This is a genomic window from Martinezella lusitana, from assembly GCF_014207095.1.
Taxonomy (GTDB): Bacteria; Pseudomonadota; Alphaproteobacteria; order Rhizobiales; family Rhizobiaceae; genus Rhizobium; species Rhizobium lusitanum_B.
The window spans coordinates 1-24,224 of record NZ_JACHBG010000013.1; the positions used below are offsets into that span (position 1 = coordinate 1).

The 24,224-nt window shown below is 59.9% G+C and carries 21 protein-coding genes and 1 pseudogene; 8 read left to right on the forward strand and 14 right to left on the reverse strand.

The features are described 5' to 3' along the window. Positions 1-696: pseudogene (locus tag GGD46_RS22300) on the forward strand (hypothetical protein); the annotation flags it as partial. A 33-nt stretch (positions 697-729) separates the two neighbouring features. Here GGD46_RS22300 and katG read toward each other — a convergent pair. Continuing rightward, positions 730-2,928 carry a catalase/peroxidase HPI gene (gene katG, locus GGD46_RS22305; protein WP_184708058.1) on the reverse strand — a complete coding sequence of 733 codons (2,199 nt, stop codon included), beginning with the start codon at positions 2,926-2,928 and terminating at the stop codon, positions 730-732. 299 nt (positions 2,929-3,227) lie between these two features. On the opposite strand from katG, the gene GGD46_RS22310 reads away from it, so the two are divergent. Both GGD46_RS22310 and GGD46_RS22315 read left to right on the forward strand, forming a co-directional pair. Further along, positions 3,228-4,229 carry a hydrogen peroxide-inducible genes activator gene (locus GGD46_RS22310; protein ID WP_246806446.1) on the forward strand — a complete coding sequence of 334 codons (1,002 nt, stop codon included), beginning with the start codon at positions 3,228-3,230 and terminating at the stop codon, positions 4,227-4,229. Positions 4,230-4,417: 188 nt separating this feature from the next. Next, positions 4,418-4,594 (forward strand): hypothetical protein, encoded by a 177-nt coding sequence (locus GGD46_RS22315; RefSeq protein WP_184708060.1) that lies wholly within the window; start codon positions 4,418-4,420, stop codon positions 4,592-4,594. Positions 4,595-4,751: 157 nt separating this feature from the next. Here GGD46_RS22315 and GGD46_RS22320 read toward each other — a convergent pair whose 3' ends face one another. The 5 genes from GGD46_RS22320 to GGD46_RS22340 all read right to left on the reverse strand — a co-directional run bounded on the left by GGD46_RS22320 (position 4,752) and on the right by GGD46_RS22340 (position 9,662). Beyond that, positions 4,752-5,933, reverse strand: coding sequence for a M20 aminoacylase family protein (locus GGD46_RS22320; protein WP_184708062.1), 1,182 nt, complete (start codon positions 5,931-5,933; stop codon positions 4,752-4,754). A gap of 75 nt (positions 5,934-6,008) precedes the next feature. Next, entirely contained in the window at positions 6,009-6,788 is a 780-nt protein-coding gene (locus GGD46_RS22325; RefSeq protein ID WP_184708298.1) for an amino acid ABC transporter ATP-binding protein, read from the reverse strand. Positions 6,789-6,796: 8 nt separating this feature from the next. After that, a complete protein-coding gene (locus tag GGD46_RS22330; RefSeq protein ID WP_184708064.1) occupies positions 6,797-7,750 on the reverse strand; it encodes an amino acid ABC transporter permease in 954 nt (317 codons plus the stop codon). Then, positions 7,747-8,640: an ABC transporter substrate-binding protein gene (locus GGD46_RS22335; RefSeq protein ID WP_184708066.1), complete on the reverse strand. Its 894-nt coding sequence runs from the start codon at positions 8,638-8,640 to the stop codon at positions 7,747-7,749. The genes GGD46_RS22330 and GGD46_RS22335 overlap by 4 nt, the downstream gene beginning before the upstream one ends. Before the next feature lie 44 nt (positions 8,641-8,684). After that, complete coding sequence (locus GGD46_RS22340; protein ID WP_184708068.1) at positions 8,685-9,662, reverse strand: nitrate ABC transporter substrate-binding protein; 978 nt, start codon at positions 9,660-9,662, stop codon at positions 8,685-8,687. Between the two features lie 98 nt (positions 9,663-9,760). Between GGD46_RS22340 and GGD46_RS22345 the strand changes: the two genes are divergently transcribed. Beyond that, a complete protein-coding gene (locus GGD46_RS22345; RefSeq protein ID WP_184708070.1) occupies positions 9,761-11,089 on the forward strand; it encodes a PLP-dependent aminotransferase family protein in 1,329 nt (442 codons plus the stop codon). 10 nt (positions 11,090-11,099) lie between these two features. Here GGD46_RS22345 and GGD46_RS22350 read toward each other — a convergent pair whose 3' ends face one another. The 5 genes from GGD46_RS22350 to GGD46_RS22370 all read right to left on the reverse strand — a co-directional run bounded on the left by GGD46_RS22350 (position 11,100) and on the right by GGD46_RS22370 (position 16,511). Next, positions 11,100-12,170, reverse strand: coding sequence for an acyltransferase family protein (locus GGD46_RS22350; protein ID WP_184708072.1), 1,071 nt, complete (start codon positions 12,168-12,170; stop codon positions 11,100-11,102). Positions 12,171-12,208: 38 nt separating this feature from the next. Beyond that, positions 12,209-13,024, reverse strand: a complete 816-nt coding sequence (locus GGD46_RS22355) for a galactosyl transferase (protein ID WP_184708074.1) — start codon at positions 13,022-13,024, stop codon at positions 12,209-12,211. Between the two features lie 93 nt (positions 13,025-13,117). Then, entirely contained in the window at positions 13,118-14,614 is a 1,497-nt protein-coding gene (locus tag GGD46_RS22360; RefSeq protein ID WP_184708076.1) for a lipopolysaccharide biosynthesis protein, read from the reverse strand. A 315-nt stretch (positions 14,615-14,929) separates the two neighbouring features. Continuing rightward, positions 14,930-15,562: a J domain-containing protein gene (locus GGD46_RS22365; protein WP_184708078.1), complete on the reverse strand. Its 633-nt coding sequence runs from the start codon at positions 15,560-15,562 to the stop codon at positions 14,930-14,932. Positions 15,563-15,815: 253 nt separating this feature from the next. Next, entirely contained in the window at positions 15,816-16,511 is a 696-nt protein-coding gene (locus GGD46_RS22370) for an NUDIX hydrolase (protein WP_184708080.1), read from the reverse strand. A gap of 122 nt (positions 16,512-16,633) precedes the next feature. Here GGD46_RS22370 and GGD46_RS22375 point away from each other — a divergent pair, with 122 nt between their 5' ends. Next, positions 16,634-17,653 carry an SPFH domain-containing protein gene (locus GGD46_RS22375; RefSeq protein ID WP_184708082.1) on the forward strand — a complete coding sequence of 340 codons (1,020 nt, stop codon included), beginning with the start codon at positions 16,634-16,636 and terminating at the stop codon, positions 17,651-17,653. Positions 17,654-17,656: 3 nt separating this feature from the next. Then, a complete protein-coding gene (locus GGD46_RS22380) occupies positions 17,657-18,610 on the forward strand; it encodes a sugar kinase (RefSeq protein ID WP_184708083.1) in 954 nt (317 codons plus the stop codon). A 56-nt stretch (positions 18,611-18,666) separates the two neighbouring features. On the opposite strand, the gene GGD46_RS22385 is transcribed toward GGD46_RS22380, so the two are convergent. The 3 genes from GGD46_RS22385 to GGD46_RS22395 all read right to left on the reverse strand — a co-directional run bounded on the left by GGD46_RS22385 (position 18,667) and on the right by GGD46_RS22395 (position 22,018). Beyond that, positions 18,667-20,166, reverse strand: a complete 1,500-nt coding sequence (locus GGD46_RS22385) for a DegQ family serine endoprotease (protein ID WP_184708085.1) — start codon at positions 20,164-20,166, stop codon at positions 18,667-18,669. Positions 20,167-20,431: 265 nt separating this feature from the next. Further along, positions 20,432-21,088, reverse strand: coding sequence for a DUF2161 domain-containing phosphodiesterase (locus tag GGD46_RS22390; RefSeq protein WP_184708087.1), 657 nt, complete (start codon positions 21,086-21,088; stop codon positions 20,432-20,434). 33 nt (positions 21,089-21,121) lie between these two features. Then, the gene (locus GGD46_RS22395; protein ID WP_184708089.1) at positions 21,122-22,018 is read right to left on the reverse strand and encodes a LysR family transcriptional regulator; all 897 of its coding nucleotides are present in this window, start codon (positions 22,016-22,018) and stop codon (positions 21,122-21,124) included. A 144-nt stretch (positions 22,019-22,162) separates the two neighbouring features. Between GGD46_RS22395 and GGD46_RS22400 the strand changes: the two genes are divergently transcribed. Continuing rightward, complete coding sequence (locus tag GGD46_RS22400; protein WP_184708091.1) at positions 22,163-23,356, forward strand: MFS transporter; 1,194 nt, start codon at positions 22,163-22,165, stop codon at positions 23,354-23,356. A 30-nt stretch (positions 23,357-23,386) separates the two neighbouring features. Further along, positions 23,387-24,217, forward strand: a complete 831-nt coding sequence (locus GGD46_RS22405; RefSeq protein ID WP_184708093.1) for an aldo/keto reductase — start codon at positions 23,387-23,389, stop codon at positions 24,215-24,217. Positions 24,218-24,224 lie beyond the last annotated feature (7 nt).

Consider the following 24,224-nt stretch of genomic DNA (forward strand, 5'->3'; position numbering starts at 1 on the left):
TCTGGGCATACTCGCCAACACCATCAAGCCAGAAGAGTGCGCCAACTACTTCTCAAACGCAGGCTACGCTTCCGTCAAAACATGAAACGCTCTAGCCGCGTCTACCCGACTTTATTGGTCTTCGTCGCCGTAACCTCGATCGCGCTTTCTCAAACGCCGTTGAACCCCGGAATCATCGGCGTTCTGTCTGCGCTTACCTTCACGTTGAATTACGTCATCATCGAAAGTCGCAGTTTCATATCGGTCTTCGACCATATTTGGTCGTTATGCGTCGAAGAGCACAGCTATCTGCTACTTGGCGTCGTAGCCTTGGTGCTTCGCCACGCGGCCATGCGCTCCGCTGGCATAGTCATCTTCGTATTGGGACTCGCGGCAATCGCCAACGGCATTGTTCAATATGATATCCTCGATCGAGATCGGTTTACCGTCTTCTGGTCAACTGATGTTGCCGCGGCATCCATAATGATTTCCGCAGCAGCCGTTTTCTATTGCAGTTGTGAGGGGCCTGATGTCGCCGCCTCTCGCTTTGGCTTAGGGAATCTTGTGCGGGGCCACCAGCTTCTATCTGATCGAACAGCCGGCTCGCTCGCGATTGAATGGATGGATTGGAAAAGACAGGGCCCAAAGCGCTATTACGGCAACGGATTGATCCAGCCGCGCAATAATAGCCACACAGCATATCTGGACGCGGTTTGAAGTTGCCGCGTCCAGATCTCTTTCTACGTCACATCAGGCGATGTCGAAGCGGTCGGCGTTCATCACCTTGGTCCAGGCAGCCACGAAGTCGTGCACGAACTTCTGCCCGGCATCGGCCTGGCCATAAACTTCGGCAATCGCTCGCAGCTGCGAGTTGGAGCCGAAGACCAGATCGGCGCGGGTGGCGGTCCACTTGACGTCACCGGTTGCGCGGTCACGCCCCTCGAACACGTCCTTCGCGTCGGAAATCGCCTTCCACTCCGTGCTCATATCGAGCAGGTTGACGAAGAAGTCGTTGGTCAGTGTTTCCGGGCGCTTGGTGAAGACACCATGCTGCGTCTGGCCGACATTGGCGTTGAGCGCGCGCAGGCCACCGATGAGCACGGTCAATTCCGGCGCCGAAAGCGTCAGCAACTGCGCCTTGTCGAGCAGCAGCTCTTCCGAGGAAACGGTGTAGGCCTGCCGCTGATAGTTGCGGAAGCCATCCACGATCGGCTCCAGAACGGCGAATGCTTCAACGTCCGTCTGTTCCTGCGACGCATCGGTACGGCCGGCCGTGAAGGGGACGACCACGTCATGGCCGGCCTTCTTTGCGGCCTGCTCGATGGCGACAGAACCGCCGAGAACGATCAGATCGGCAATCGATACCTTCTTGCCGCCGGTCTGGGCGTCGTTGAACTTCTTCTGGATGCCTTCGAGTGCCTCAAGCACGGAAGCGAGCTGAGTCGGCTGGTTGGCCTCCCAGTCCTTCTGCGGCGAAAGACGGATGCGCGCGCCGTTGGCGCCGCCGCGCTTGTCGGAGCCGCGGAAGGTCGAGGCAGACGCCCAGGCCGTCGAGACGAGCTGCGGGATCGTCAGGCCGGAAGCTGCGATCTGACCCTTGAGGGCCGCGATATCGTTGGCATCGATCTGCGCGTAGTCGGCATCCGGGATCGGGTCCTGCCAGATGAGCTCTTCGCTCGGCACTTCCGGGCCGAGGTAGCGTGCGCGGGGACCCATGTCACGATGCGTCAGCTTGAACCAGGCGCGAGCAAAGGTGTCGGCGAAGGCTTCCGGGTTCTCGAAGAAGTGGCGCGAGATCTTCTCGTAGGAGGGGTCGAAGCGTAGCGCCAGGTCTGTGGTCAGCATGGCCGGAGCGTGACGCTTGGACTTGTCGTGCGCATCTGGCACCGAGTTGGCGCCCGCACCATGCTTCGGCGTCCACTGATGCGCGCCGGCCGGGCTCTTCGTCAGTTCCCAATCGTAACCGAACAGGTTCCAGAAGAAGTTGTTGCTCCACTTGGTCGGCGTCGAGGTCCAGGTGACTTCGAGACCGCTGCCGATCGCATCGCCGCCCTTGCCGCTGCGGAAGCTGTTCTTCCAGCCGAGGCCCTGCTCTTCAATGCCAGCCGCTTCCGGTTCGGGACCGACGAGGGCAGCGTCACCTGCGCCGTGCGTCTTGCCGAAGGTGTGGCCGCCGGCGATAAGGGCAACCGTTTCCTCGTCGTTCATGGCCATGCGGGCGAAGGTTTCGCGGATATCGCGCGCGGCGGCCAACGGGTCGGGATTGCCGTTCGGGCCTTCAGGATTGACGTAGATGAGGCCCATCTGCACGGCTGCAAGCGGATTTTCGAGATTGCGATCACCGCTATAGCGCTTGTCGCCGAGCCAGGTCTCTTCCGCACCCCAATAGATGTCTTCTTCCGGTTCCCAGACGTCTTCACGCCCGCCACCGAAGCCGAAGGTTTTGAAGCCCATGGATTCGAGTGCGACGTTGCCGGTAAGGATCAGGAGGTCGGCCCAGGAGATGCTGTTGCCGTACTTCTGCTTGATCGGCCAGAGAAGGCGGCGTGCCTTGTCGAGATTGACGTTATCCGGCCAGCTATTGAGCGGGGCGAAGCGCTGCGTGCCGGAGGAGGCGCCACCGCGGCCGTCGCCGGTGCGGTAAGTGCCGGCACTGTGCCAGGCCATGCGAATGAAGAGCGGACCGTAATGGCCAAAGTCTGCCGGCCACCAATCCTGCGAATCCGTCATCAGGGCGACGAGGTCTTGCTTGAGCGCCTTCAGGTCGAGCTTCTTGAACGCTTCGGCATAGTTGAAGCCGTTGTCGAGCGGGCTGGACAAGGAAGAACCCTGGTGAAGGATCTTGAGGTTCAGCTGGTTCGGCCACCAGTCGCGGTTTGATCTTGCCGAGACGTTCGTGTTGCCGTGCGGGAACGGACATTTGCCTGCGTTTTCAACCTTAGTATCCATGACTTTCTCCCTTGGATGCCTTGAATTGTACTGCCGAAAAAGGGTCTCGCCTCCCTGGGGAAGCAATTTTCGAACTTTCGTCGCTCCAGCCTCCGCGTGGCGGGTCTGCCGGAACCAAAACACGGTTCGATGCCCGGGATTCAGATCGATCCCGGGCATCGATGAATTCACTTAGTCAAAGCTCGCAATGTGAGCTGCGTATGACATACGACGGCATCCCGCCGCTGTTGGGTGCAGTCTAGCCAAGCTCTTCGATTAATTTAAGTTGGATTTCCTGATTGGTGCGATAAGGTGAGGTTATGATAAATCTTACCCTCAAGCAGCTGCGCTACTTCGAAGCTTTGGCAAAGCACGGCCACTTTGGTCGTGCGGCCGATGTTTGCGCCATCTCCCAGCCCGCCCTCTCGATGCAGATCAAGGAGCTGGAAGAGCAGCTCGGTACCGATCTCTTTGAAAGGGGCGCCCGACAGGTTCGTCTCACCAATTTCGGCGAGGCATTTGCGGAGCGCGTCCGTGAGATCTTGCGGTCCGTGGATGAGTTGGGGGATCTCGCGCGGGCCTCCCGCAGTCAGCCGGTCGGGCGCCTGAGGATCGGCATCATCCCGACGGTTGCGCCCTATCTGCTGCCGACCATCATCGGCAATCTCACCAACCTGTATGACGGTCTCGATATTCATGTGCGGGAGACGCTGACGTCGAAGCTCGTCGAGGAGCTGGCCGAAGGCCGACTGGATACGGCTATCGTCGCTCTGCCGGTCTCCGAGCCCTCCCTGACGGAGGTGGCGCTTTTCTCCGAAAGTTTCGTGCTGGTGCGGCCGAGCGAGGATGAAGGCAAGCCGGTGCCTAATCGCGAGGCGCTGCGCGAAATGCGCCTGCTGCTACTGGAGGAGGGACATTGTTTCCGCGATCAGGCGCTGTCCTTCTGCAACATACAATCCGCGCTTCCCCGGGAGTTGATGGACGGCAGCTCGCTATCGACGCTAGTGCAAATGGTCAGCGCCGGCATCGGCGTCACTCTGATCCCCGAGATGGCGGTCGCCGTCGAAACGCGGTCTGCCTCGGTATCGGCCGTGCGGTTCCAGAGCCCGCAGCCCTCACGGACCATTGGCATGATCTGGCGCAAGACGAGCCCGCTCGCCAAGCAGCTTCTGCGGATTTCTGAGGTCGTTCGCCAGTCGGCCGAGGCGATGCGCGAACACCATGATTCGGTTTGGCGAGCACAGGATTTCGGCCCCAACGGTCTGGCGCAACCCTTAAACCGGAGCAGCGCTGATACTGCTCTTTCATCAAAGCAGCAGTGACCACTGGCGAAAATTCGCCTTGTTGCGATCGCGATGCCTGTGAAAAGCGAAGGGGGCCAATTTCTTTTCCACAAGCGCGGAGATTTCAAACGATTAGAGTAATTTTAATCGTTTAAATTATTTAATGCCTTGATTTACAAAGAAACTCTTCCATGTCATCCCATTATCGCATGACAATGGAGGTCGTGATGCAAGAGTTCGAAAACGTAAGAAATGAGATTCCTACGTATGTGATTGATCGCCTCGAAAGCGAGTGGCGGCTGGTGCAGGCGCAGGACCTGCAGCTGAAGACCGGGCTGCGCGCGGATACTCGAGAGAATACCGCACCTGCCGCAACAGAGCGTCTTGCATCTCTGAACAAATGATGGGCTTTCCGCGATCGCTGTTGATCGCGCCCTGATCCGAAGAGATCTTCAAACGGCGCCACACGCCGTTCTTCTTCCCAGTATCTCTAGAAGAAACTCGCAGCGGCCCCGATTATCTACCCCGGGGCTGTTGCGGCATGCTGAGCGGTATCGCGTCCTAAGCGTCGAGATAGCGTTCGGTCAGGCGTGCCCACATGGCAGCGCCGGCCGTCAGACTTTCATCGGCGAAATCATATTTTGCGCTGTGCAGCACCGGCGAGTTGACGCCATTGCCGAGGCGCAGGAAACTGCCGGGCTTACGTTCGAGGAAGTAGGCGAAGTCTTCGCTGCCGGGAATGAGGTTACAGGTCGAGACCTTGTCGGCGCCGACAAGCTCTTCCGCTACCGTGCGCGCCAGTTCGGTCTCCTTTTCCGAATTGACGACGACTGGATAGCCGCGGATGTAGTTGATATCGACGCTGGCGCCATAACCCTCGGCAACGGATTGCGTCAGCTGGCGGATCCTTGTTTCCAGAAGTTCACGGATCTTCGGGTCGAAGGAGCGCACGCTCAGCGCCATCCTTGCACTTTCAGGAATGACGTTTGACGCTTCACCGGCGTGAATGGAGCCGACCGTCACCACAGCCGTCTGCGTGGGGTCAATGCTTCGTGCAACCACCGTCTGCAGGCTGATGACGAGGTTGCAGGCGACGACGATGGGGTCGATGGTCAGGTGCGGGCGTGAGGCGTGGCCGCCCTTGCCGGTTATGGTGATCTCGACGGTATCGGCTGCCGCCATCATCGGGCCTGAGCGCATCAGCCAGCTGCCCTCCGGAGCGCCTGGATGATTGTGCAGGCCAAAAATCGCGTCAAAGGGAAAGCGTTCGAACAGGCCGTCCTTGATCATGGCCTGGGCGCCACTGATCACTCCGGCCTCCTCGGCGGGCTGGAAAATCAGGTTCACAGTGCCGTTGAAGCGGCGGGTACGAGCGAGATACTCGGCAGCCCCCAGGAGCATCGTCGTATGGCCGTCGTGGCCGCAGGCATGCATTTTCCCCGGCGTCTTGCTGGCATATGGGCGGCCGGTCTGTTCGAGGATCGGCAGCGCATCCATGTCGGCACGGATGGCGATGCTCTTCTTGCCGGCTCCAGAGGTAAGCCGGGCGACGACGCCGTGGCCGCCGACATTGCGTGTCACCTCATAGCCCCAGGCTTCCAGCTTTTCGGCGACGAAGCGCGCGGTTTCCGCCTCTTCGAATGAAAGCTCAGGGTTGGCGTGCAGATGCTGTCGGATGCCGGTCAACCCGGCTTCCATGGGTTCGAAGTCGGTGAGGCGGGCGAAATCGTTATCGAGGGTCATGGCTATTCCAATGGTTCGCTTGAGCCGCCATCCGCCACAGAGCGTGAAGGCATTCGTGATGATGGAGCTGTCGCGCTAAATGAAGCGCGACAGGAAGCTTCGGGTGCGAGGATGCTGCGGATTGCCGATTACATCCTCCGGCTTACCCTGCTCGACGATCTTGCCGCCATCCATGAAGACAACGCGGTCGGCTGCTTCGCGCGCAAAGCCGATTTCGTGGGTGACGACGATCATCGTCAATCCCTGTTTGGCAAGGTCGCGCATGGTGGCGAGCACCTCGCCGACCAGCTCTGGATCGAGAGCGGAGGTCGGCTCGTCGAACAGCATCAGCTTCGGCTTGATCGCAAGCGCCCTGGCAATCGCCACGCGCTGCTGCTGGCCGCCCGAGAGCTGGCGCGGGTAATTGTCGGCTTTGGCCGAAAGCCCGACGCGATCGAGCAGCGCCCGGGCATTGTCGGTTGCCTGTTTTCGGCTTTCACCATGGATGCCGATCGGCGCTTCGATGACATTCTGCAGAGCCGTCATATGCGGATAGAGATTGAACTGCTGGAACACCATGCCGATCTTGCGTCGCTGCAGCGCGATCGCATGGTTGGACAGCTTGACGAGCCGCCCCTTGTTCAGCCGGTAGCCGATCTGCTCGCCATCCACTTCGATGGAACCGCGATTGATCGATTCCAGGTGATTGATGCAGCGCAGAAACGTCGACTTCCCGGAACCGGATGGGCCGAGGATGACGACCACTTCTCCCGGTGTCACATCAAGGTCGATACCCTTTAGAACCTCGAGATGTTCGAAGGATTTGTGGACATTGCGGGCGCGAACGAGCGGCTCCACTGTTGTGTCGGCATGCATTGCGACGTTCATTGTCCCGCCTCCTGTGCCGGCACGAGCGCTGGGGTGCCTTCCTTTGCGGCCTTCGTGGCGGCGGAGCGCCGGTCGGCGCGGCTATAATGGCGCTCTATGTAGCTCTGACCGATATTCAGCACCGAGGTGATCAGCAGGTACCATATCACCGCGACCAGAAGCATCGGAATGACTTCGAAGGTGCGATTGTAGATCGACTGGACGGAATAGAGCAGGTCGGCCATGGCAATGACGCTGACGAGTGAAGTCGCCTTGATCATACTGATCAGCTGGTTGCCGGTCGGCGGCACGATGGACCGCATGGCCTGCGGGATAATGATGCGGCGCAGAGCGCGTATGCGCGTCATGCCGAAGGCTTCGGCCGTCTCGAACTGGCCCTTGTCGACCGAAAGCAGGCCGCCGCGAATGATCTCGGCCATATAGGCCGCTTCGTTGAGGGCGAGGCCGGCAATCGCCGCCGTCATCGGGCTGATGACAGAATTGGTGTCCCAGCTGATGAAAGTCGGGCCGAAGGGGATGCCGATCGACAGCGTCGGGAAGAGCGTCGAGAGATTGTACCAGAAGATCAACTGCACGAGCAGCGGCGTGCCGCGGAAGAACCAGATGTAGAGCGAAGCGAGCGAGCTTGCCAGCGTATCCTTCGACAGCCGGGCGATCGCCAGCAGCAGGCCGAGCACGATACCGAAGGCCATGGCGACGACAGTCAGCCCAAGCGAAACATAAAGGCCATCGATAACGACCGGATCGAAGAAATACTGGCCGACGACATGCCAGCCGAAGTTGTCGTTGCGGGCGATCGACCAGGCACAGTAGGCGGCAATCAGAAGCGTCACGGCCCAGGCCGCGACACGGCCCTTGGGGAATGGCGTATGGGCGTTTGCCACATCCCTCAGCTCAAGATCTGCACCGCCGGATGGCGGCGGTGCACTGTCTCTGGGATTGCTCGTCATTTGCTCGCCTGTGCCGCCAGGTTGATACCGGGCTCCTTGATCATGTTGTTCTCAAGGCCCCACTTCTTCATGATGGCCGCATAGGTGCCGTTGTCGACCAATTCCTTGATCGCATCGCGCAAAATCGGGCTGAGCGGCGAATTCTTCGGCAAAACCGCACCTTGGAACAGGTCGTCGAAGCCGTTCTTCTGGCCGACGCCCGCCAGCTCCAGCTGGCCGTTTGCCTGCGAAACGAAGTAGGTCAGCGGTGCCTGAGAGGAGAAAAATGCGTCGGAACGCTTCGAGCGCACGGAAAGGATCGATGTAGGCTGATCGGTGAAGGATTGAACCTGCAGCGCCGGCTTACCGTCCTTCGTGCATTTCTCGGCCTGCGCCTTGATGACTTTCTCTGCCGATCCGCCCGCCATCACGGCGATGCGATGGCCGCAGGCGGTGTCGAGCGCAGTGATGCCCTTCGGGTTGCCCTTTTCGACGGCGAAGACGACGAATTCCTGAACATAATCGACGAAGTCATTGGCATCTTCGCGCGACTTGAAATCACCGACCGGACCTTCGGCATATTGGAAGCGGCCCGAATTGATACCACTCAAGAGGGCGGGCAGGCCGCCGACCGTCGCGTGGCCGATCTCGACGCCGAGAATCTGCCCGATTGCCTTGGTCAACTCGGCGCTTGCGCCGGTAACATCGGAGGCGCCGTTGACGATCTCATAGGGAGGGAAGGAGCCGCTGTTGACGGATACCATCTTGCCCGAGGTGCGAATGTTCTCCGGCAATTTGGCATGGAGCTGTTCATTGACCGAGAGCTTCGGCAATGCAGCGTCCTCAGCGAAGGCCGAACCCGAAATCATCAGGCTTGCCGCAGCGATGTATGTGAGTTTTTTCAATGACATGCTTGTTCCCCTTTTGCTTTGCGTCTTTGAATTTCTGATGATGATCAGGCGTCGCCCGTCCGGCTGCCGTCGACATCGAGCGGAAAGAGCTCCTCCGGTGTCATCAGTCTCGACAGAATGCCCTGCACATGCAGTTCCGAGGCGAAGTCCGCGATCATCTTGCGATTGGCGGCAAAGCCGCTCGCATCCCAGCCCTCCGGCAGCTCGGTTGCTGATTTCAACAATTCGTCGAGCATGAAGGGTGTCGTATCGGCATATTTGCGCCGCTTGCTCAGCCACACGCGCTGCGATTCATCGAGCAGGGCGTTCAATTCGGCCATGACCCACGGATGCTCCGCGACAAACTCCGACCTGAAGCCGATCAGGTGCATACCGGGTACATAGCCCACATCGGCAAAATAGTGATGCTCCGCGGTACGGAAATCCGGCAGAAGCTGGCGGAAACCGGAATTGCCAGCGAAATAGCCGTCCGGCATGAAAGGCGTGAAAATCGCGTCGAGCTGGCCTTCCCTGAGCAGATCCATCATCGGGCGTTCGCCGGGGGCAGCCTCGATGCGGCCGGTGCGGCCGAACCCATCGAGACGGTCGGTGATCGGATGGGCCTCGGTCAGGCGACCGGCATACCACACAGCATCCTCGACGCCGACCCCTTCGCGGCGAAGCGCTGCGCGCGTCCAGGTGTTGCCAGAATCCCGCCAGCCCGTGACGCCGATGCGCTTGCCCGCCAGTTGGGGAAAGCTCGTGACGGGGCTCTCCTTGGTCGTGATGACGCAGCGATGGCGAAAGCCGCGCATGATGAAATTCGGCATGCCGACGATGCTGTCGTCGCCTTCGATGCGCATCTGCGTGTAGCGGCTGAACGAGGTTTCGGCTGCATCATAGTCGTCGCTTTTGCCGACATGCGAGATCAGGGTTCCGACCCGGTCCACCTTGAGGTCAAGTTTCGGGGAGGAGACATCGCCCAGGATCAGCGGCGTTATGTAGTCCCAATCGCGCAGGGCCAGGCGGAGAGTAAGAGGCATGAAATTCACTCGCGAAAAACTTGTTTTCCAAGTGAGTAAATGTTCAATATGAGGTGATCAAATGTTATTACGTTATTGAACATTAAAATGGCGCGAGAATGAGCGGAAATCGAGATGCGGCGTGGTTTGCCGAAAAATTGAACGACCGGACGATTCGTGGCATCGCATTGGAGACGAGCGCGCTCATCCGCGCAGGAGCGCTGCCCGTCGGTACGAAGTTGCCTCCGATCCGCGATCTCGCATTTGCGCTCGGCATAAGCCCGGCGACGCTCTCGGAAGCATGGAGCGAACTTAGGCGCCAGAAAATCATCAGCGGGCGTGGCCGCAATGGCACTTGGGTCAGCGGCGATCGTTTCATCAACCAGCCGGCCCGACTTGCAAGCGCCGGACACTATGGCGATCACGTCCTTGATCTGACATCAGCAGGTCCGGATGTACAGCTACTTCCGCAGCTGGAGGCCGCGATGGCCTACGGTGCTTCGGCCGCCAATCTCAATAGCTATGAGCGCAGCCGCATTCTCCCGGAGCTCGAGGCGGCAGTCAGGAAAACCTGGCCCTACGAGCCGGAGGCTCTCCTTGCGACCAACGGCGGATACAATGCCGTCTATACGCTGATCAATGCTTTGGTCATGCCGGGCGCCGCGGTCGCCATCGAGGATCCGACCGGCATGCGGCTTCTCGATATTCTCGAAGATCGCGGCGCTCGAATTATCCCCGTGCGCTGCGATGAAGAAGGCCCTCTGGCGTCATCGCTGGAGGAGGCGATGAAATATCGCCCGGTCGCCTTTGTCTTCCAGCCGCGTCTTCATTCCGTCACCGGCCAGAGTGTGAGCGCGACCCGTATGGCAAAACTTGCGGAGATCCTTCGCGACAAGGATACGCTGATCGTCGAGGATGACGGTGTGGCGGATATTTCCGCCGCGCCACGCCAGTCGATGGGACATCTTTATCCCGATCGCGTCATCCATATTCTCTCGTTTTCGAAGACGCATGGGCCTGATCTGCGGCTGGCGGTGCTGTCGAGTTCGCGGGCCATCGTCGATCAGATTCAATCCTATCGCAGCTTCAGTGCCGGCTGGACGAGCCGTATCCTTCAATCGGCGGCGGCATGGCTGTTGCGCGATCCCGCGACCGAAGCCTGTTTGGATCATGCCCGCAACGTCTATGCTAAACGCCGCGCTGCACTGATCGACGCACTCGGCGAGCGCGAGGTGCCTGCACTGCACGGTGCTGGCCTATGTGCCTGGATACCGATTTCATCCGAACCATTCGCAATGGTCACGTTGGCGGCACGCGGCATCGCGGTCAGTCCGGGCGCAAAATTCTCTATTCTGCCGAGCAGTCACCTGCGCGTAGTAACGGCCACTCTTTCCGAACGCCTCGAGGAGGTGGCCGATGCCATTGCACTGGCCGCCATTCACACCTGACCGGGCAAGATCAGTTACCCTGAGTTGCTCTAGCGCTCTTCGGCGCCGTTTTCAAGGACCCGGCATAGCCAACCAGCATCGTTGCAAGCTTTGCCGAAATGAGCGCTATGATGATGATCGCGATGAGGTAGATCGCGATGTAGATGGGATGCGGCAGTTGTATATCACGCATCAGATGCCCGTAGATCTCCGTAAAACCGCGATGGCACATATAGATCGGGTAGGAGAGATAGCCGAGAAAAATGCCTGGCTGCTGCAGCTTGGGCGGCAATTCGAGCATCGTGCCGGCAAGGACGATCAGCGGCGAGACCAGGACACAGAACACCAGCGCATATTTCAGCGAGTAAGTCGGCAGAAACAGCAGGAGGCAGATCGCCGCGATGGGCAACAGGGCGGCATAGCTGTTTACCGTCCGTCCGAGCGAGGTGACGTTTCGAAGGCGATAGATGATCATACCGAGCGTGAAGGAGAAGAAGACGCGCGCGAGACCGCCGTCGACCGAGCGCCATTCCCAGCCGAGATCGAGCGATTTGTGAAAGAAGACCGAACCGACCAGCATCGCCAGGGATGCGGCGGCGATGAGAACAAGGCTTCGCGTTTTAAGCCTGAACAATACGAGCGCGAAGACCAAATTGGCCAATAGTTCCCAAAACAGCGACCATGCCGGCCCGTTTAGCGGATAGAGCGGCCAGATATCGCCGGGCGATCGCGTCAGGAAGCTCGGCGACGGCAGCATGAAGACGGTCGATAAAATGCTCGCCCCAAGATCCGCCCGTCCGACGCCGGCTGCCTGCCAGTGCATCAGCAATTGCCCGAGGCCGAAGACGCTGCCAATCAGAAATAGCGGGTAGAGGCGGGCGTAGCGCGCCTTCATGAAGGCAAGGACGGTCATGCCGGCGGCGAGCTTTTCGCCATAGGCTCGAGCGATGACGAAGCCGCTCAGCACGAAGAAGAAGTCGACGGCGATATAGGCCGACGGCGCATAGGGCCTGTCGAGGTGATAGACGACAACGGCGAGTGCCGCGAGGCCGCGCATCGCATCCAGGGCGGCATATCTGTGTCTGGGCGTATCAGCCGTCATGGGTCGAGACCTCTTTGGATAACAGCACCGCGTATGTTCTATCCAATCGTGCGGGCACCGAAGAATTCGCGTCGCAGGCTTTGATCTAGCGGGCGGACACGCGAGAGATTGGACAGAAGTTGGCGGGGGCGGCGCAGCACCGATGCGTTCAAAAAGTGCGTCCGGATGAGGTTGGAAGACTTGCTGTGCGCGCCGGCATGCCCGACCCGGTAGATGGCGCCGCGGAAGGGGAGCGACCCGAGCGGGTGACCGGCATCTGCAAGTATCTTGCCGATGCGGACATGGCTGCCGAGCATCGACTTGATGTAGTCGATATCGGCCTCCTCAAAGCTGGCCGGCAGCCCATAGAGGTCGGAGCGGATAATCAGCGACGTGCCGCAGAAATTGGCGAAGTCATTGTGATGCAGCAGCAACCGGCCACCTTCGTTCCAGAGATAGCCGCGGTCGATCTTCCAGCCATTGGCATTGCTGTTCCTGCCGGCAAATTCGACGATATTGGCGCTGACGAAATCATCGTCGTCGACGATCATGAAGAAGCGCGTGTCGCGCGCAGACAGCATGCCGCTTAACACTCGGCGCCCCTTGTCCAGCCGAAAGGCGTCATAGACCTTTTCCCTGTCGGCGCCATTGATATCGTGCAGCTGGTTCGGCGGGAAGGTGACCCGCTCGACGGAGAATTTTGGCGGCAGGTCCGGCAGATCGGCACCTTCATTGGCAACGATGACGCCGCGCCAGTCGCCGTTGGATTGCCCGGAAATGGAGGCGATCGTTTGGGATAGACGGCTTTTCAGCGAAGGCCAGTCGTTGGAATTGGCCTGATGGCGAACGGGGATGATGAAGGTAACCAGTGTCATGACACGCCCTTTTGAGAGAAGGTACGGCTGTTGCGGGAACTGAAGAGGCGCTGCAGGCCCATGTCTTTGCTGGGTCTGGCAGCCGCAATCTCGTTATTGGGTTCGGGCGCGGCGACCTTGCAGGGTCGTGCGCACCAGGAAGAGAATCCTTTCCCTGCATAGAAGGAAGATCAGAGCCGAATAGGTAATGCCGCCGACGAGAATCTCGCAGACCAGGCGTCCGGCCATGGACCAGTCGCTCAAGGCAGACGACGTAGCCAGAACCGCGACGAGCATGCCGAGATAGGCAGCGATTGGCCTTAGGAACTGGCCGAAATATTGCGGAATGCTGAGCCCGATCAGCCGGGAGACCATCCACAATGTGGCAGGCCACAGCATCAGCACTTCGAGCATCAGCGCAAAGACGATGGTCGAGACGCCATATTGGTAGAGGGCAAGGACCGTCAGAATGGTGACGATGTTGCGTACCAGTTGATAATAGAACCACCAATCGGACTTGCCCTGGCTGGTGATGAGCGACGCCTGAATAACGCCGATGCCGCCCATGAGGCCGATCACACAGAAGAAGCGAACCGGCCAGATCGCCGCCGTCCAATGCGCGCCGAAGATCAGCGGAATCGCATCATCGGCGACGGCCGCGAGCCCCATGAAGGCGGGAAAGGATACCAGCGAGCAACCGAAGGTCGCCATGAGGAAGGCCTCGCGCACCTTGTTCTGGTCGTGCTGTAGAGAGGAAAGCAGCACGTGGCTGACTGAAGTCAGGCCGCCAGCCACGACATTGTTGAGCATCTCGTAGAGCCGCCGGGCGAAATTATAGATACCGAGAGCGGCAGGGCTCACCAGCGTACCGATGATCAGCTGATCGAGGTTCATGGTCTGCAGGAAGCGGTTGCCGGAGGCGAAGATGCCGTAATGCAGCAGCTCTCGCAGGCTCGACAGCTTGATCCGGACACCAGGCAGCCACCTTGCCCCCCAGAAGGCCGCAACGCAGGCTGCGGCGGGTGCGGCGATCTGCGCGATCGCGAGCGCCCACAGGCCAAAACCGGCAAGGATGAGCGACAGGCAGATGGTCGCCGAGACGAAGGTGGCGATCGCGGTACGAACGGCCGCCAGATGAAAGGACATCGTCCTGCCGATCAGGGCGTTCGGAACGATGATCATCATGTCGAAGAAGATCTTCAGCCCGATGATCATCAGAAGGTTGACGATCTCGTCATGGCCGACCCAATGGGCAACCGTCGGTGACAGCACAAATAGTGCTGCGTAAAGAATGGCTGCCGCAAAGAAGGAAAGCCAGAAGACGGTATCGAGGTGGCTGCGCCGGATCGACTTCTGCTGGATCAGCGCCTCGCCGAAGGCGGTGGGGCCAAAGCCGGCGGTGAAGCTGACGATGGCGAAGGCGAGCGCAACGAGGCCGAAATCCTGCGGCAGAAGAAATCGCGAGGTCACGACGAAGACGAGGCTGTTGAGCGCGGTCGGGATCAATGTGTCCAGGGCCGACCAGAATGCGCCTCTCAAGGCTGCCCGCGATCGGTTTTCACTCAGATGTTCAAAGACGATTTCATCTGCTTCGGAAGCCAGCAACCGCATACCTCGCCTTATTGATCCCAAACCGACGCCAGCCTTGCCCGGCATCGGTCCATTGCCGCTTCGTCATCCTTCGATGGATTGGGAGGCGGCGCTCTGGAGGCTTGATCTAGGCCAGCTCTTCGATTTGTCTAGGGATGGTTGTTGCATTGCAACATTACGTTGCCAAAAAGATTCCACGATCGAGATAAACGCGTAGGTCTGCCGTTTTCAACGCAAACTCGAACGCGGCCGGAGACCAGACGAGGTGGCACTTGCCGTCGGTGTCATCGGAAACTGTGATCAGTCATAGCCGCACGGCCAGAGCACTGGCCGGTCTCACTGGGCGGCGGAGCGAACCTTTGGCGCGTCATCCCACTCGATGTCGGGTGCAAGTTCAATCTCGTCGTCGGGTTCGTTCATGACATAGAGATAGCCGTCGAGCATATCGCAAGCACGCTCGCTGGCGCCGATCTTTGCTTCCGTTTCGGTAATGGCGGTCGCGATCGCCTTGATGCGGGCGCGCAGCATGTGGCCGACGACATCCTTGCCGGGGCGCTTACCGAGACGGTCGAGATGAAGCCCGATGCGGTTGGAATGCCGCTCCAGTTCGCTCTTGCTGAAATGCGCCTTGCGGATTTCCTCAAGCAGAGCCGCCCGCATCTTGGCAACAGGATCGAAGGTTCCAGGCTCGCGTTCGTCCAACACCATCTCCGTGATGAGCTTTTCGATGGCGACCAGTGCCTGCAGGTCGACCGCATCCGTCAGCTCGACGTCATAGCCGGTATCGTCAAAGACTTTCCGGCGCACCGGGTCGAGAAGCAGCTCATAGGCCTTCTGCAATCGCGAGAAGGTATCGGTGTCGCCGCCGGAATCGGGATGCGCGGCCTTTGCCCGCTTGCGATAGGCCGCTTTGATCTGCTCTTCGTTCGCATCGCGCGCAACGCCGAGAATATCGTAGGGATCAGTCACTCCAACTCCTGCCGCCGCTTATTCCTGTTTACCAGAGCGCGATGCCGAAAAGTGTAAACGGTTTTCGGACAACATCACGCTCTGCCCTTTAGATTCTGGAGCCCTTGCGACCGGGCTGGCCGGCAGGGCTTAGACGTCTTGTTGGGCCGTTTCAATCGGTCCCGGGCCTATTTGTACCATCACAAAGGCAGAGTTTGGACAAAAAGAGGCCGGTGTCAAAGGTGAACTGCCTCATCTGTGGAAATCGGTTGGCTCAAATCGTCCGGTCGAAGAAGACGGTCGAGCGCGCCTGTTTGAGCCGGTAGAGCTGGGCAGGGCGATTGCTGGCCCGACGCATCTCTCCCGCAATCGGCTCGATGAAATCCACCTCAGCAATGCGCTTTCGGAAGGCAGACTTATCGAGAAGGCGTCCGAGAAGTCGCTCATAGACCGCCTGCAATTCGCTAAGCGTGAACGCTTCGGGCAGGAGGTGAACGGGCAAGGTCGTGTATTCTACCTTGTTGCGTAGCCGCGTGACCGCAGCCTTCAAAATGGCGGCGTGGTCGAAGGCAAGCGGGATCGTCGCGGTGTCGCTCCCGATCGGATGCCATGCCGCGCCGGTGGCATTGCCGCCGTGCATGAGGGTGACAGCTTCCTTGGCGATCAGCGCCATGTAGGTCACGCTCAAGCTCCAGCCGCGGGGATCGCGCGCTGCATCGCCGAAAACGCCAACCTGCTCGAAATAGGGCGCGGCGACCCCGGTCTTGTCGCGGAGCACACGTTGCGCCGCCGCCTCCAAGTCTCGGTCTTCGTCGACGTGAATCCAGCCGCCGGGCAGGGCCCAGCTGCCGGCAAACGGCTCCGCGCCGCGTTGCGCCAGCAGAACCTCAAGTCCGTCTGGCGCCAATGCGAAAATTGCAAGATCGACCGAAACGATCGGTCTCTGATGAAGGTCATCTGGGCTGTTCATGGCTTTCTACATAGCGCAGCAAATACTTAGTGTAAAGTTTCAACTAACTTAGTTGACAAAATACAATAACTGATGTTTGTTCGCCTCATCGCAGTCGCAAAGCCACTTTTCAGGAGGCATTCATGTTCGGATTTCGTTTCATCAAGGCTCAGCCGACCCAATATGTAATCCAGTATCGCAGCGGTCAGCCGCAGCGGGAGGGCGCAGGGCTCTCGTTCTGGTATTTTGCGCCGTCGAGCTCGCTGGTCGTGGTGCCGACTGCGAGCGTCAACGAGCCCTTCATTTTCCCGGAAGTGACGGCGGACTTCCAGGAAGTGACCGTTCAGGGGCAGATCACCTATCGCATCGCCGAGCCGAAGCGGACGGCGGAGCTCCTCGATTTTTCGCTCAACGCCAAAGGGATCTACGGTTCGGAAGATCCACAGAAGCTGTCGCAGCGGTTGATCGATCAGGTTCAGGTCGTCATGCGCGCCGAGGTGCAGGCCCTGTCGCTGAAAGATGTGCTGGCCGCGGGCGAGCTGCTGGTCGGCCGCGTGGCAGGGGTATTGCATGATCATCCGGTGCTGCAGGCGCTGGGTCTGGAACTCCTCAGCCTGTCGATCCTTGCGGTCAAACCCAAGCCGGAAACCGCCAAGGCACTGGAAGCCGGCGCGCGTGAAGCGCTGCTGCGCAGTGCCGACGAGGCGATCTATGCCCGCCGCAACGCAAGCGTTGAGCAGGAAAGAACCATCAAGGAGAACGAACTGGCGACCGAGATCGCCGTTGAAAACAAGAAGCGTCAGGTTCGCGAGGCGCAGATGGATGCGGAACGCTCGGTGCAGGAGCGGCAGCTGCAGATCCGCCGCGAGGAGATGACCGGCAAGATCGCGCTCGAGGAACAGAACAAGGCCCTCGTCGCTCTCGCTTCGGGCAATGCGCGCGAGGAGGCCGATGCCAAGGCCTATGGCCTGGCTGCCATGATGAAATCGTTCGGCGACGCCGATCCCAAGATGCTGCAGGCGCTGGCTTCGGTCGGCATGGACCCCGGCCAGTTGATGGCGCTCGCCTTCCGCGACCTTGCCGACAACGCCACCAAGATCGGCCAGCTGAACGTCACTCCCGATCTCCTGCGCGAAATACTGCAGCCGCAGGCAGGGAGATAAGCCATGCCGGTGGCAAGCAATGGAAGGGCGGATGATCGCAAGATCGTGCTGATCACACGCGATACCCGCCTCGATGAACTCGTCACACGCTTCAACACCGTTCAGCAGGCGCAGTTCTATGTCGAACATCTCGGCGCGGATTTCGGTGATTACCTGGCAGAGCAGCAGCATTATCAAGCGGCTGTGCGCGAGGTGGAAGCAAGCCTGCGCGCCATCGCCCGAGTGCAGACGCTCAACCGGCGCTATCTCGCAAACTTCATCTTCGGTGCCGATGATCTCGTCGTCGTGCTGGGGCAGGACGGTCTGGTCGCCAATACGCTGAAATATCTCGATGGCCAGAATGTGCTTGGAGTGAACCCGGATCCGAAACGATGGGACGGCATCCTGCTGCCATTTAAGGCGACCGACGTGCGAAAAATCATGCCGGAAGCTTTGGCGCAGCGCCGGCCGCTCAAGCGCGTCAGCATGGCAAGGGCCGCGCTCAATACCGGCGAGGTACTTTATGCGGTGAATGATCTCTTCATAGGCCCGCGCAGCCATGTCTCGGCGCGCTACGATCTTCGGATTGGCGAGCGGCACGAAAGGCAGTCGTCGAGCGGCATCATCGTGTCCACAGGCATGGGGTCGACGGGCTGGCTGAAGAGCCTCTATGCCGGTTGGGCCGGCGCGGCCGCGAGCTGCGGCATTGAGTTGCCGGCGGGCATTGCCGACGCTTCGTTTCCCTGGGATGCGAACTTCCTGCACTATTTCGTGCGGGAGCCGTTCCCGAGCCGCACAACGGGTGTTTCGCTGGTTTCGGGACAGATCGGAGCAGAGATGCCGATGACTGTCACTTCCGAAATGGCCGAGCATGGCGTCATCTTCAGCGATGGCATCGAGGCGGATTTTCTACCCTTTAATGCCGGAACGCTGGCGACGGTCGGCCTTGCCGAGCGCCAGGGGATATTGGTGATGTAACAACAATCGGCCCGCTTCCTCGAAGGAAACGGGCCGATCATCAAGACTTCCGACGATTAGGCGGCGGTGAAGGGCACGGCAACGAAGGTCTTGCCGCCGTCGCGTTCGATCAGCAGCAGGACGGATTTGCGGCCATCCTTGCCGGCTTTGGCCACCGCCGTCTGTACATCATGAGCGTTACGCACCGGCTGGTCGTTGACAGAGACAATGACGTCGCCGGTCTGGATGCCGGCGGCAGCGGCCGGCTTGTCCGGATTGACGCTGGCAACCACGGCACCTTCCACGCCGTGCGGCAGGTTCAGCTGCTGACGGACGTCTGGCGTGAGATTGGCAAGGCCGACACCGATGCTCGGCTGATTGGACGGCTGGACTTTGCCATCGCCATTGTCGTTGGCAGCCTGCTTGCTATCGTCATTGCCGCCGATGGTGACACTGACATCCACGCTCTTGCCGTCGCGCCAGAGCGTAACCGAACGCTTGTCGCCGGGGGAAAGATCGGCGACAAGCCGCGACAGATCCTTCGGCGTCTTGACTGTCTCATTGCCGACCGCGGTCACGATGTCGCCACTCTTGATGCCGGCGCGAGCCGCCGGCGTGTCGTCTGTGACATTGGCAACGAGCGCGCCTTCGGTCTTCGACAGACCCATGGCGTTCGCGATGTCGGATGTCACGGGTTGGATCGCGACACCGAGATAGCCGTGATCGATCGAACCGCTCTTTTCCAGCTTGGCGACGATGGCCTTGGCTTCGTTGGAAGGAATGGCAAAGCCGACCCCGACGCTGCCGCCGTTCGGCGAATAGATGGCCGTGTTGATGCCGACGACATTGCCTTCACGGTCGACCAGCGGGCCGCCGGAATTGCCGTGGTTGATCGGGGCATCGATCTGGATGAAGTCGTCATAAGGACCGCTATGCAGGTCGCGGCCGCGGGCCGAGACGATGCCGGCGGTAACCGTCGTGCCGATGCCGAAGGGATTGCCGATCGCCAGGATCTGGTCACCCAGCTTCAGTCTGTTGGAGTCGCCCCAAGCGATGGTTGCGAGCGGCTTCGGCGCACTGATCTTGAGGACGGCGAGGTCGGATTTGGCGTCGGCACCCAAAAGCTTGGCCGGCAGTTCGGTGCCGTCATCGAGCGTTACCTTGATGTCGACGGCGTTCTGGATGACGTGGTTGTTGGTGACGATGATGCCATCAGGGCTGATGACGAAGCCAGAGCCGAGCGCCATGGCGCGCTGGCCCTGCTGCTGGCGCGGGGCCTGCTTCGGGAAGGGAATGCCCTGGTTTTCGAAGAACTGGCGGAACTGTTCGTCCATCGGTGAGTTGCTGTCGGCGCTGGTGTCGGTCGCCCTCATGGTCGTGGTGACGGTGACGACGGCCGGCTTGTCGGCATCGACGATGGGAGCGAATGAGCCGCCGGGCGCGATAATGCCGGCGGGCTCAGCGGCAGCGGCGACGGTGGTGGAGTTGCTGAAGGCGAAAGGCAGTGCGCCGGCGCCGACGATGATGGCGGCGCCTACGATGGCGGTGGTGCGGTGCTTGCGAAGAAGAGATGACATGGCAAAAGTCCCTTGCGAGATTGTTGGCGAATTGGCGTCTTGTCCATGTCCGGGACAGGCGTCGAATGGGGCCGCGTCAAATCATTCGGGAAACCTTGGCTTCCCGTCTTTACTCCAGTGAAGTGAAGTATAAAACTGAATTGGCGCTGATGAACAATATGATCCGCCAACTGACTTTTACAAATTAAATATTGATCATGTTTTTATTGCAAAAATGTAAGATATTACATGAATTTAATGTTGGTTTGCCGGAATTTTTCCATATTTAGCTTTGCGGTACCGGCCATCTCTTGAGCGCCTCTGTGCCAAGCTCCGTCAGCGCGTAGATGCCCCGATCGACGCGCTCGAACCAGCCATAGACGTTATCCCTAAGAATTTGCGGGGCCTTCGGCGCGGCTTCACGCATCTCCTTAGGCCGCTGCGCTCCATTTTCGATCGCAGCAGCGCAGACAAGCGCCTGCTGCCGATAAGCTGTCATGATCGGCTTGCGTGTGCTGCCGCCGAGGGCCGGATCGCCCTTGCGCCGGCGATGTTCTTCAACAAGGCGTGATCTGCGCCGTGCATTCTTGCGTGGCATCGGCGCAACCGGGCTGACCATGATATCGACGACGTCGCTGTCCGATACCGTCAGCATACCAAAGCCGAGCCTTCGGCAAAGATCACGGAAGCGGCGATCACCTTCTCGCCCCTTGCCCTTTGCCGAGACGCGGGCGGCGATCCAGACCTCGTCACTTGCCGCGGCCCGATCTACGGCCTGCAGGATGAGCTCAAGATTGAAGCTCATCTTCAGTTCGCAGATGACGACAATCGGTGGCTCGCCGTCATTGAGCCCGACGAGGTCGCAGCCACTGATCTCGCCCTTCACGGCATAGCCTGCGGCTTCGAGAAATGTCTTGATGGGGAGATAGAGCGCCGTTTCCAAATCTGCCTCCGGGCTGTGCACATCCGGCTATTTCTATCCGATTCGGTTAACCAGAAAGTCGATAAAGGCGCGGATGCGGGCTGCCAGATGCTCATGGCCGGCATAGACGGCATGGACATGCTCTATGTCTTCCGGATTGAAATCTTCGAGAACGGGCACGAGCCTGCCGGCGTCGATGTCCGGCTGGGCATGGAATTGGCCGATCCGGGCAAGGCCCATACCCGCAACGCAGAGGCTGCGAACGGTCGGTCCGTTATTGGCCTGCAAGTTCCCCTGCACCGTCCTGACGAAATGTACGCCGCTCGTCGGATCGCGAAAGGGCCAGCCCTCTGCCGTCGGGCGAAAGTTGAAGGTCAGGCAGTTATGATCGTCGAGCTCGTCCGGCGCTTTCGGCAGGCCTCTCCGCTCGGCATAGGAGGGGGCTGCAACGATGACGCGGCGGCTCTCCAAGAGCTTGCGCGCCTTGAGTGAACTGTCCCGCAAAGCGCCGGAGCGGATGGCAACATCGGCTCGCTCGCCGACAATATCGATCACGCTGTCCGTCAGGGAGATATCGAGTTCGATCTCCGGGTAGCGCTGCAGGAAGTCGGGCATGATCGGGACAAGGCATTGAACCCCGAATGCGACTGACGCGCTGACGCGCAGCGGGCCGCGGGGGATCGTCGCGCCACCGGATGCCACGATCCGCTCCGCCTCCTGAATATCCGCCAGGATCGCCCGTGCCTTTTCGAGGTAAATCTCTCCTTCGGGCGTCAACTGCAGCGAACGGGTTGTGCGCACCAAAAGGCGCGTGCCCAGCCGCTCTTCCAACCGGGTGACGAGCTTGCTGACCGCGGAGGGCGAAAGGCGCAGTTTGCGGCCAGCGGCCGAAAAGCTTCTCAATGTCGCTGCCTGAACGAAGACATCCATCTCGCCAGCACGATTGTCCAAGCTTGCCTCCTGACTTTGAATTAAATTCATAAGTGTTGAGGCAATATAGGTGATTATCGATTGAATGTCCCGGCCTCATATTCCCTCCCGAACAAGAACCAGCACAGCCGAGATTTCCGGCTGCCTTCTCGATCGGGTGATCCCATGCCTCTCGCACTTTTTGCGTTGACGATCGCGGCCTATGCGATCGGCACAACCGAATTCGTTATTGTCGGCCTGCTGCCCACCGTGGCGAACGACCTCCACATCAACCTGCCGCTTGCCGGCCTCATTGTCAGCGTCTATGCGCTTGGCGTCACCTTCGGCGCGCCGATTCTGACGGCATTGACCGGCCGTATCGAGCGCAAGCCGCTGCTGCTCGGCCTGATGGCGCTGTTCATCATCGGCAACAGCTTGGCGGCCTTGAGCCCGTCCTATGCGCCGCTGCTGGTCGCGCGCGTGCTCTCAGCCTTCGCTCACGGCGTATTCTTCTCTGTAGGTTCGACGATTGCCGCCGATCTCGTGCCGGAGAACCGTCGTGCCTCGGCGATCGCCATGATGTTCATGGGGCTGACCGTTGCCATCGTCACCGGCGTCCCCCTGGGTACGTTCATTGGTCAGACCTTCGGCTGGCGCGCGACTTTTGCTGCTGTTGCAGGCCTCGGTATCGTGGCTTTTGCCGGCATCTTGCTGTTGCTGCCTTCCAACCTCAAGAAAGCTCCGCCTGCGAGCATTGGCGAGCAGATTGGAGTGCTTGCCAGTGGTCGGTTGCTGATCGTCTTTGCCATGACCGCGCTTGGTTACGGCGGCACCTTCGTCGCCTTCACGTTCCTGGCTTCCATCCTGCAGGAAGTCACAGGCTTTGCCGCCTCGGCCGTCAGCCTCATCCTGGTGGTTTACGGTATTGCGATCGCAATCGGCAACGTCGTGGGTGGTCGCCTTGCCAACGGCAACCCGGTTCGGGCTCTGATTTGGCTGTTTGCCGCTCAGGCGGTCGTCCTTGTCCTCTTCAGCTTCACCGCCGTCTCGCCTTGGCTTGCAATCCCGACGCTCGCAGCTCTCGGCTTCCTGTCATTCGCTAATGTGCCGGGCCTGCAGCTCTATGTCGTCCAGCTTGCCCGGCAGGTGCGCCCCGCCGCCGTCGATGTGGCCTCGGCGCTCAATATCGCCGCCTTCAACCTCGGCATAGCCGCAGGCGCTTGGGTCGGCGGTCTGGTGGTGGAATCCTCGCTGGGGCTCGGCGCCACACCCTGGGTCGGCGCGATTCTCGTCGTCACTGCCCTGCTGTTTACCCTCTGGAGCGGCGCGCTCGATCGCCGCTCGGCTTCCGCAACGCAGGCCGTTTCCTACGCCGCCTGATCATACACTCTAAAGGAAAGGACTATTCCAATGGAAATCGTCAACGCCAATGGCTCATCCATCCCGGCTCTCGGCTTCGGCACGTTCCGCATGCCCGGCCCGGACACCCAGCGCATGGTGGAGCATGTGTTGCGCAATGGCTATCGCCACATCGATACCGCCCAGATCTACGGCAACGAGGCTGACGTCGGCGACGGCATTCTCCGTTCGGGCATCGCTCGCGCAGATCTGTTCCTCACCACGAAGGTCTGGGTCGAGAACTATTCTCACAACGCCTTCGTCGCTTCGGTCGACGAAAGCCTGAAGAAGCTGAAGACAGACCACGTCGACCTCCTGCTTCTGCATTGGCCGAATGACGCCGTTCCGCTTGCTGAGCAGATTGGCGCCCTCAATGAGGTAGCAAAGGCAGGCAAGGTTCGCCATATCGGTGTTTCCAACTTCAACCGGACTTTGATGCGCGACGCGGCTCGCCTCAGCGATTTGCCACTCGTCAACAACCAGGTCGAATATCACCCCTATCTCGACCAGTCGCTTGTCATGGAGACTGCCGCCAGCCTCGGCATGTCGGTAACCGGCTATTACGCCATGGCTGATGGCAAGGTGCTTTCGGAACCGGTGCTGAAGGAGATTGCCGGTCGACATGGAAAATCGATTGCCCAGATCGTTCTGCGCTGGATCGTCCAGCAGGGGTTGATCACCCTCTCCAAGACGGTGTCGGAAACCCGCGCGGCAGAAAATGCGGCCATCTTCGATTTTGCGCTTTCGCAGGACGAGATGGCTGCGATCCACGCGCTCGCGCAGCCGAAGGGCCGGATCGTCAGCCCTGATGGGCTCGCGCCAGTCTGGGACGAGGCTGCTTAACTCTCGG

Excerpts from the sequence above, each read along its gene's own strand:
- GGD46_RS22345 (WP_184708070.1), top strand. The coding sequence starts at position 9,761 with ATGAGCGGAAATCGAGATGCGGCGTGGTTTGCCGAAAAATTGAACGAC.
- GGD46_RS22360 (WP_184708076.1), bottom strand. The coding sequence starts at position 14,614 with ATGCGGTTGCTGGCTTCCGAAGCAGATGAAATCGTCTTTGAACATCTG.
- GGD46_RS22330 (WP_184708064.1), bottom strand. The coding sequence starts at position 7,750 with ATGACGAGCAATCCCAGAGACAGTGCACCGCCGCCATCCGGCGGTGCA.
- GGD46_RS22325 (WP_184708298.1), bottom strand. The coding sequence starts at position 6,788 with ATGCATGCCGACACAACAGTGGAGCCGCTCGTTCGCGCCCGCAATGTC.
- GGD46_RS22400 (WP_184708091.1), top strand. The coding sequence starts at position 22,163 with ATGCCTCTCGCACTTTTTGCGTTGACGATCGCGGCCTATGCGATCGGC.
- GGD46_RS22375 (WP_184708082.1), top strand. The coding sequence starts at position 16,634 with ATGTTCGGATTTCGTTTCATCAAGGCTCAGCCGACCCAATATGTAATC.
- GGD46_RS22370 (WP_184708080.1), bottom strand. The coding sequence starts at position 16,511 with ATGAACAGCCCAGATGACCTTCATCAGAGACCGATCGTTTCGGTCGAT.
- GGD46_RS22380 (WP_184708083.1), top strand. The coding sequence starts at position 17,657 with ATGCCGGTGGCAAGCAATGGAAGGGCGGATGATCGCAAGATCGTGCTG.
- GGD46_RS22350 (WP_184708072.1), bottom strand. The coding sequence starts at position 12,170 with ATGACGGCTGATACGCCCAGACACAGATATGCCGCCCTGGATGCGATG.
- GGD46_RS22355 (WP_184708074.1), bottom strand. The coding sequence starts at position 13,024 with ATGACACTGGTTACCTTCATCATCCCCGTTCGCCATCAGGCCAATTCC.
- GGD46_RS22310 (WP_246806446.1), top strand. The coding sequence starts at position 3,228 with ATGATAAATCTTACCCTCAAGCAGCTGCGCTACTTCGAAGCTTTGGCA.
- GGD46_RS22315 (WP_184708060.1), top strand. The coding sequence starts at position 4,418 with ATGCAAGAGTTCGAAAACGTAAGAAATGAGATTCCTACGTATGTGATT.
- GGD46_RS22340 (WP_184708068.1), bottom strand. The coding sequence starts at position 9,662 with ATGCCTCTTACTCTCCGCCTGGCCCTGCGCGATTGGGACTACATAACG.
- GGD46_RS22320 (WP_184708062.1), bottom strand. The coding sequence starts at position 5,933 with ATGACCCTCGATAACGATTTCGCCCGCCTCACCGACTTCGAACCCATG.
- GGD46_RS22385 (WP_184708085.1), bottom strand. The coding sequence starts at position 20,166 with ATGTCATCTCTTCTTCGCAAGCACCGCACCACCGCCATCGTAGGCGCC.
- GGD46_RS22405 (WP_184708093.1), top strand. The coding sequence starts at position 23,387 with ATGGAAATCGTCAACGCCAATGGCTCATCCATCCCGGCTCTCGGCTTC.
- GGD46_RS22335 (WP_184708066.1), bottom strand. The coding sequence starts at position 8,640 with ATGTCATTGAAAAAACTCACATACATCGCTGCGGCAAGCCTGATGATT.
- katG (WP_184708058.1), bottom strand. The coding sequence starts at position 2,928 with ATGGATACTAAGGTTGAAAACGCAGGCAAATGTCCGTTCCCGCACGGC.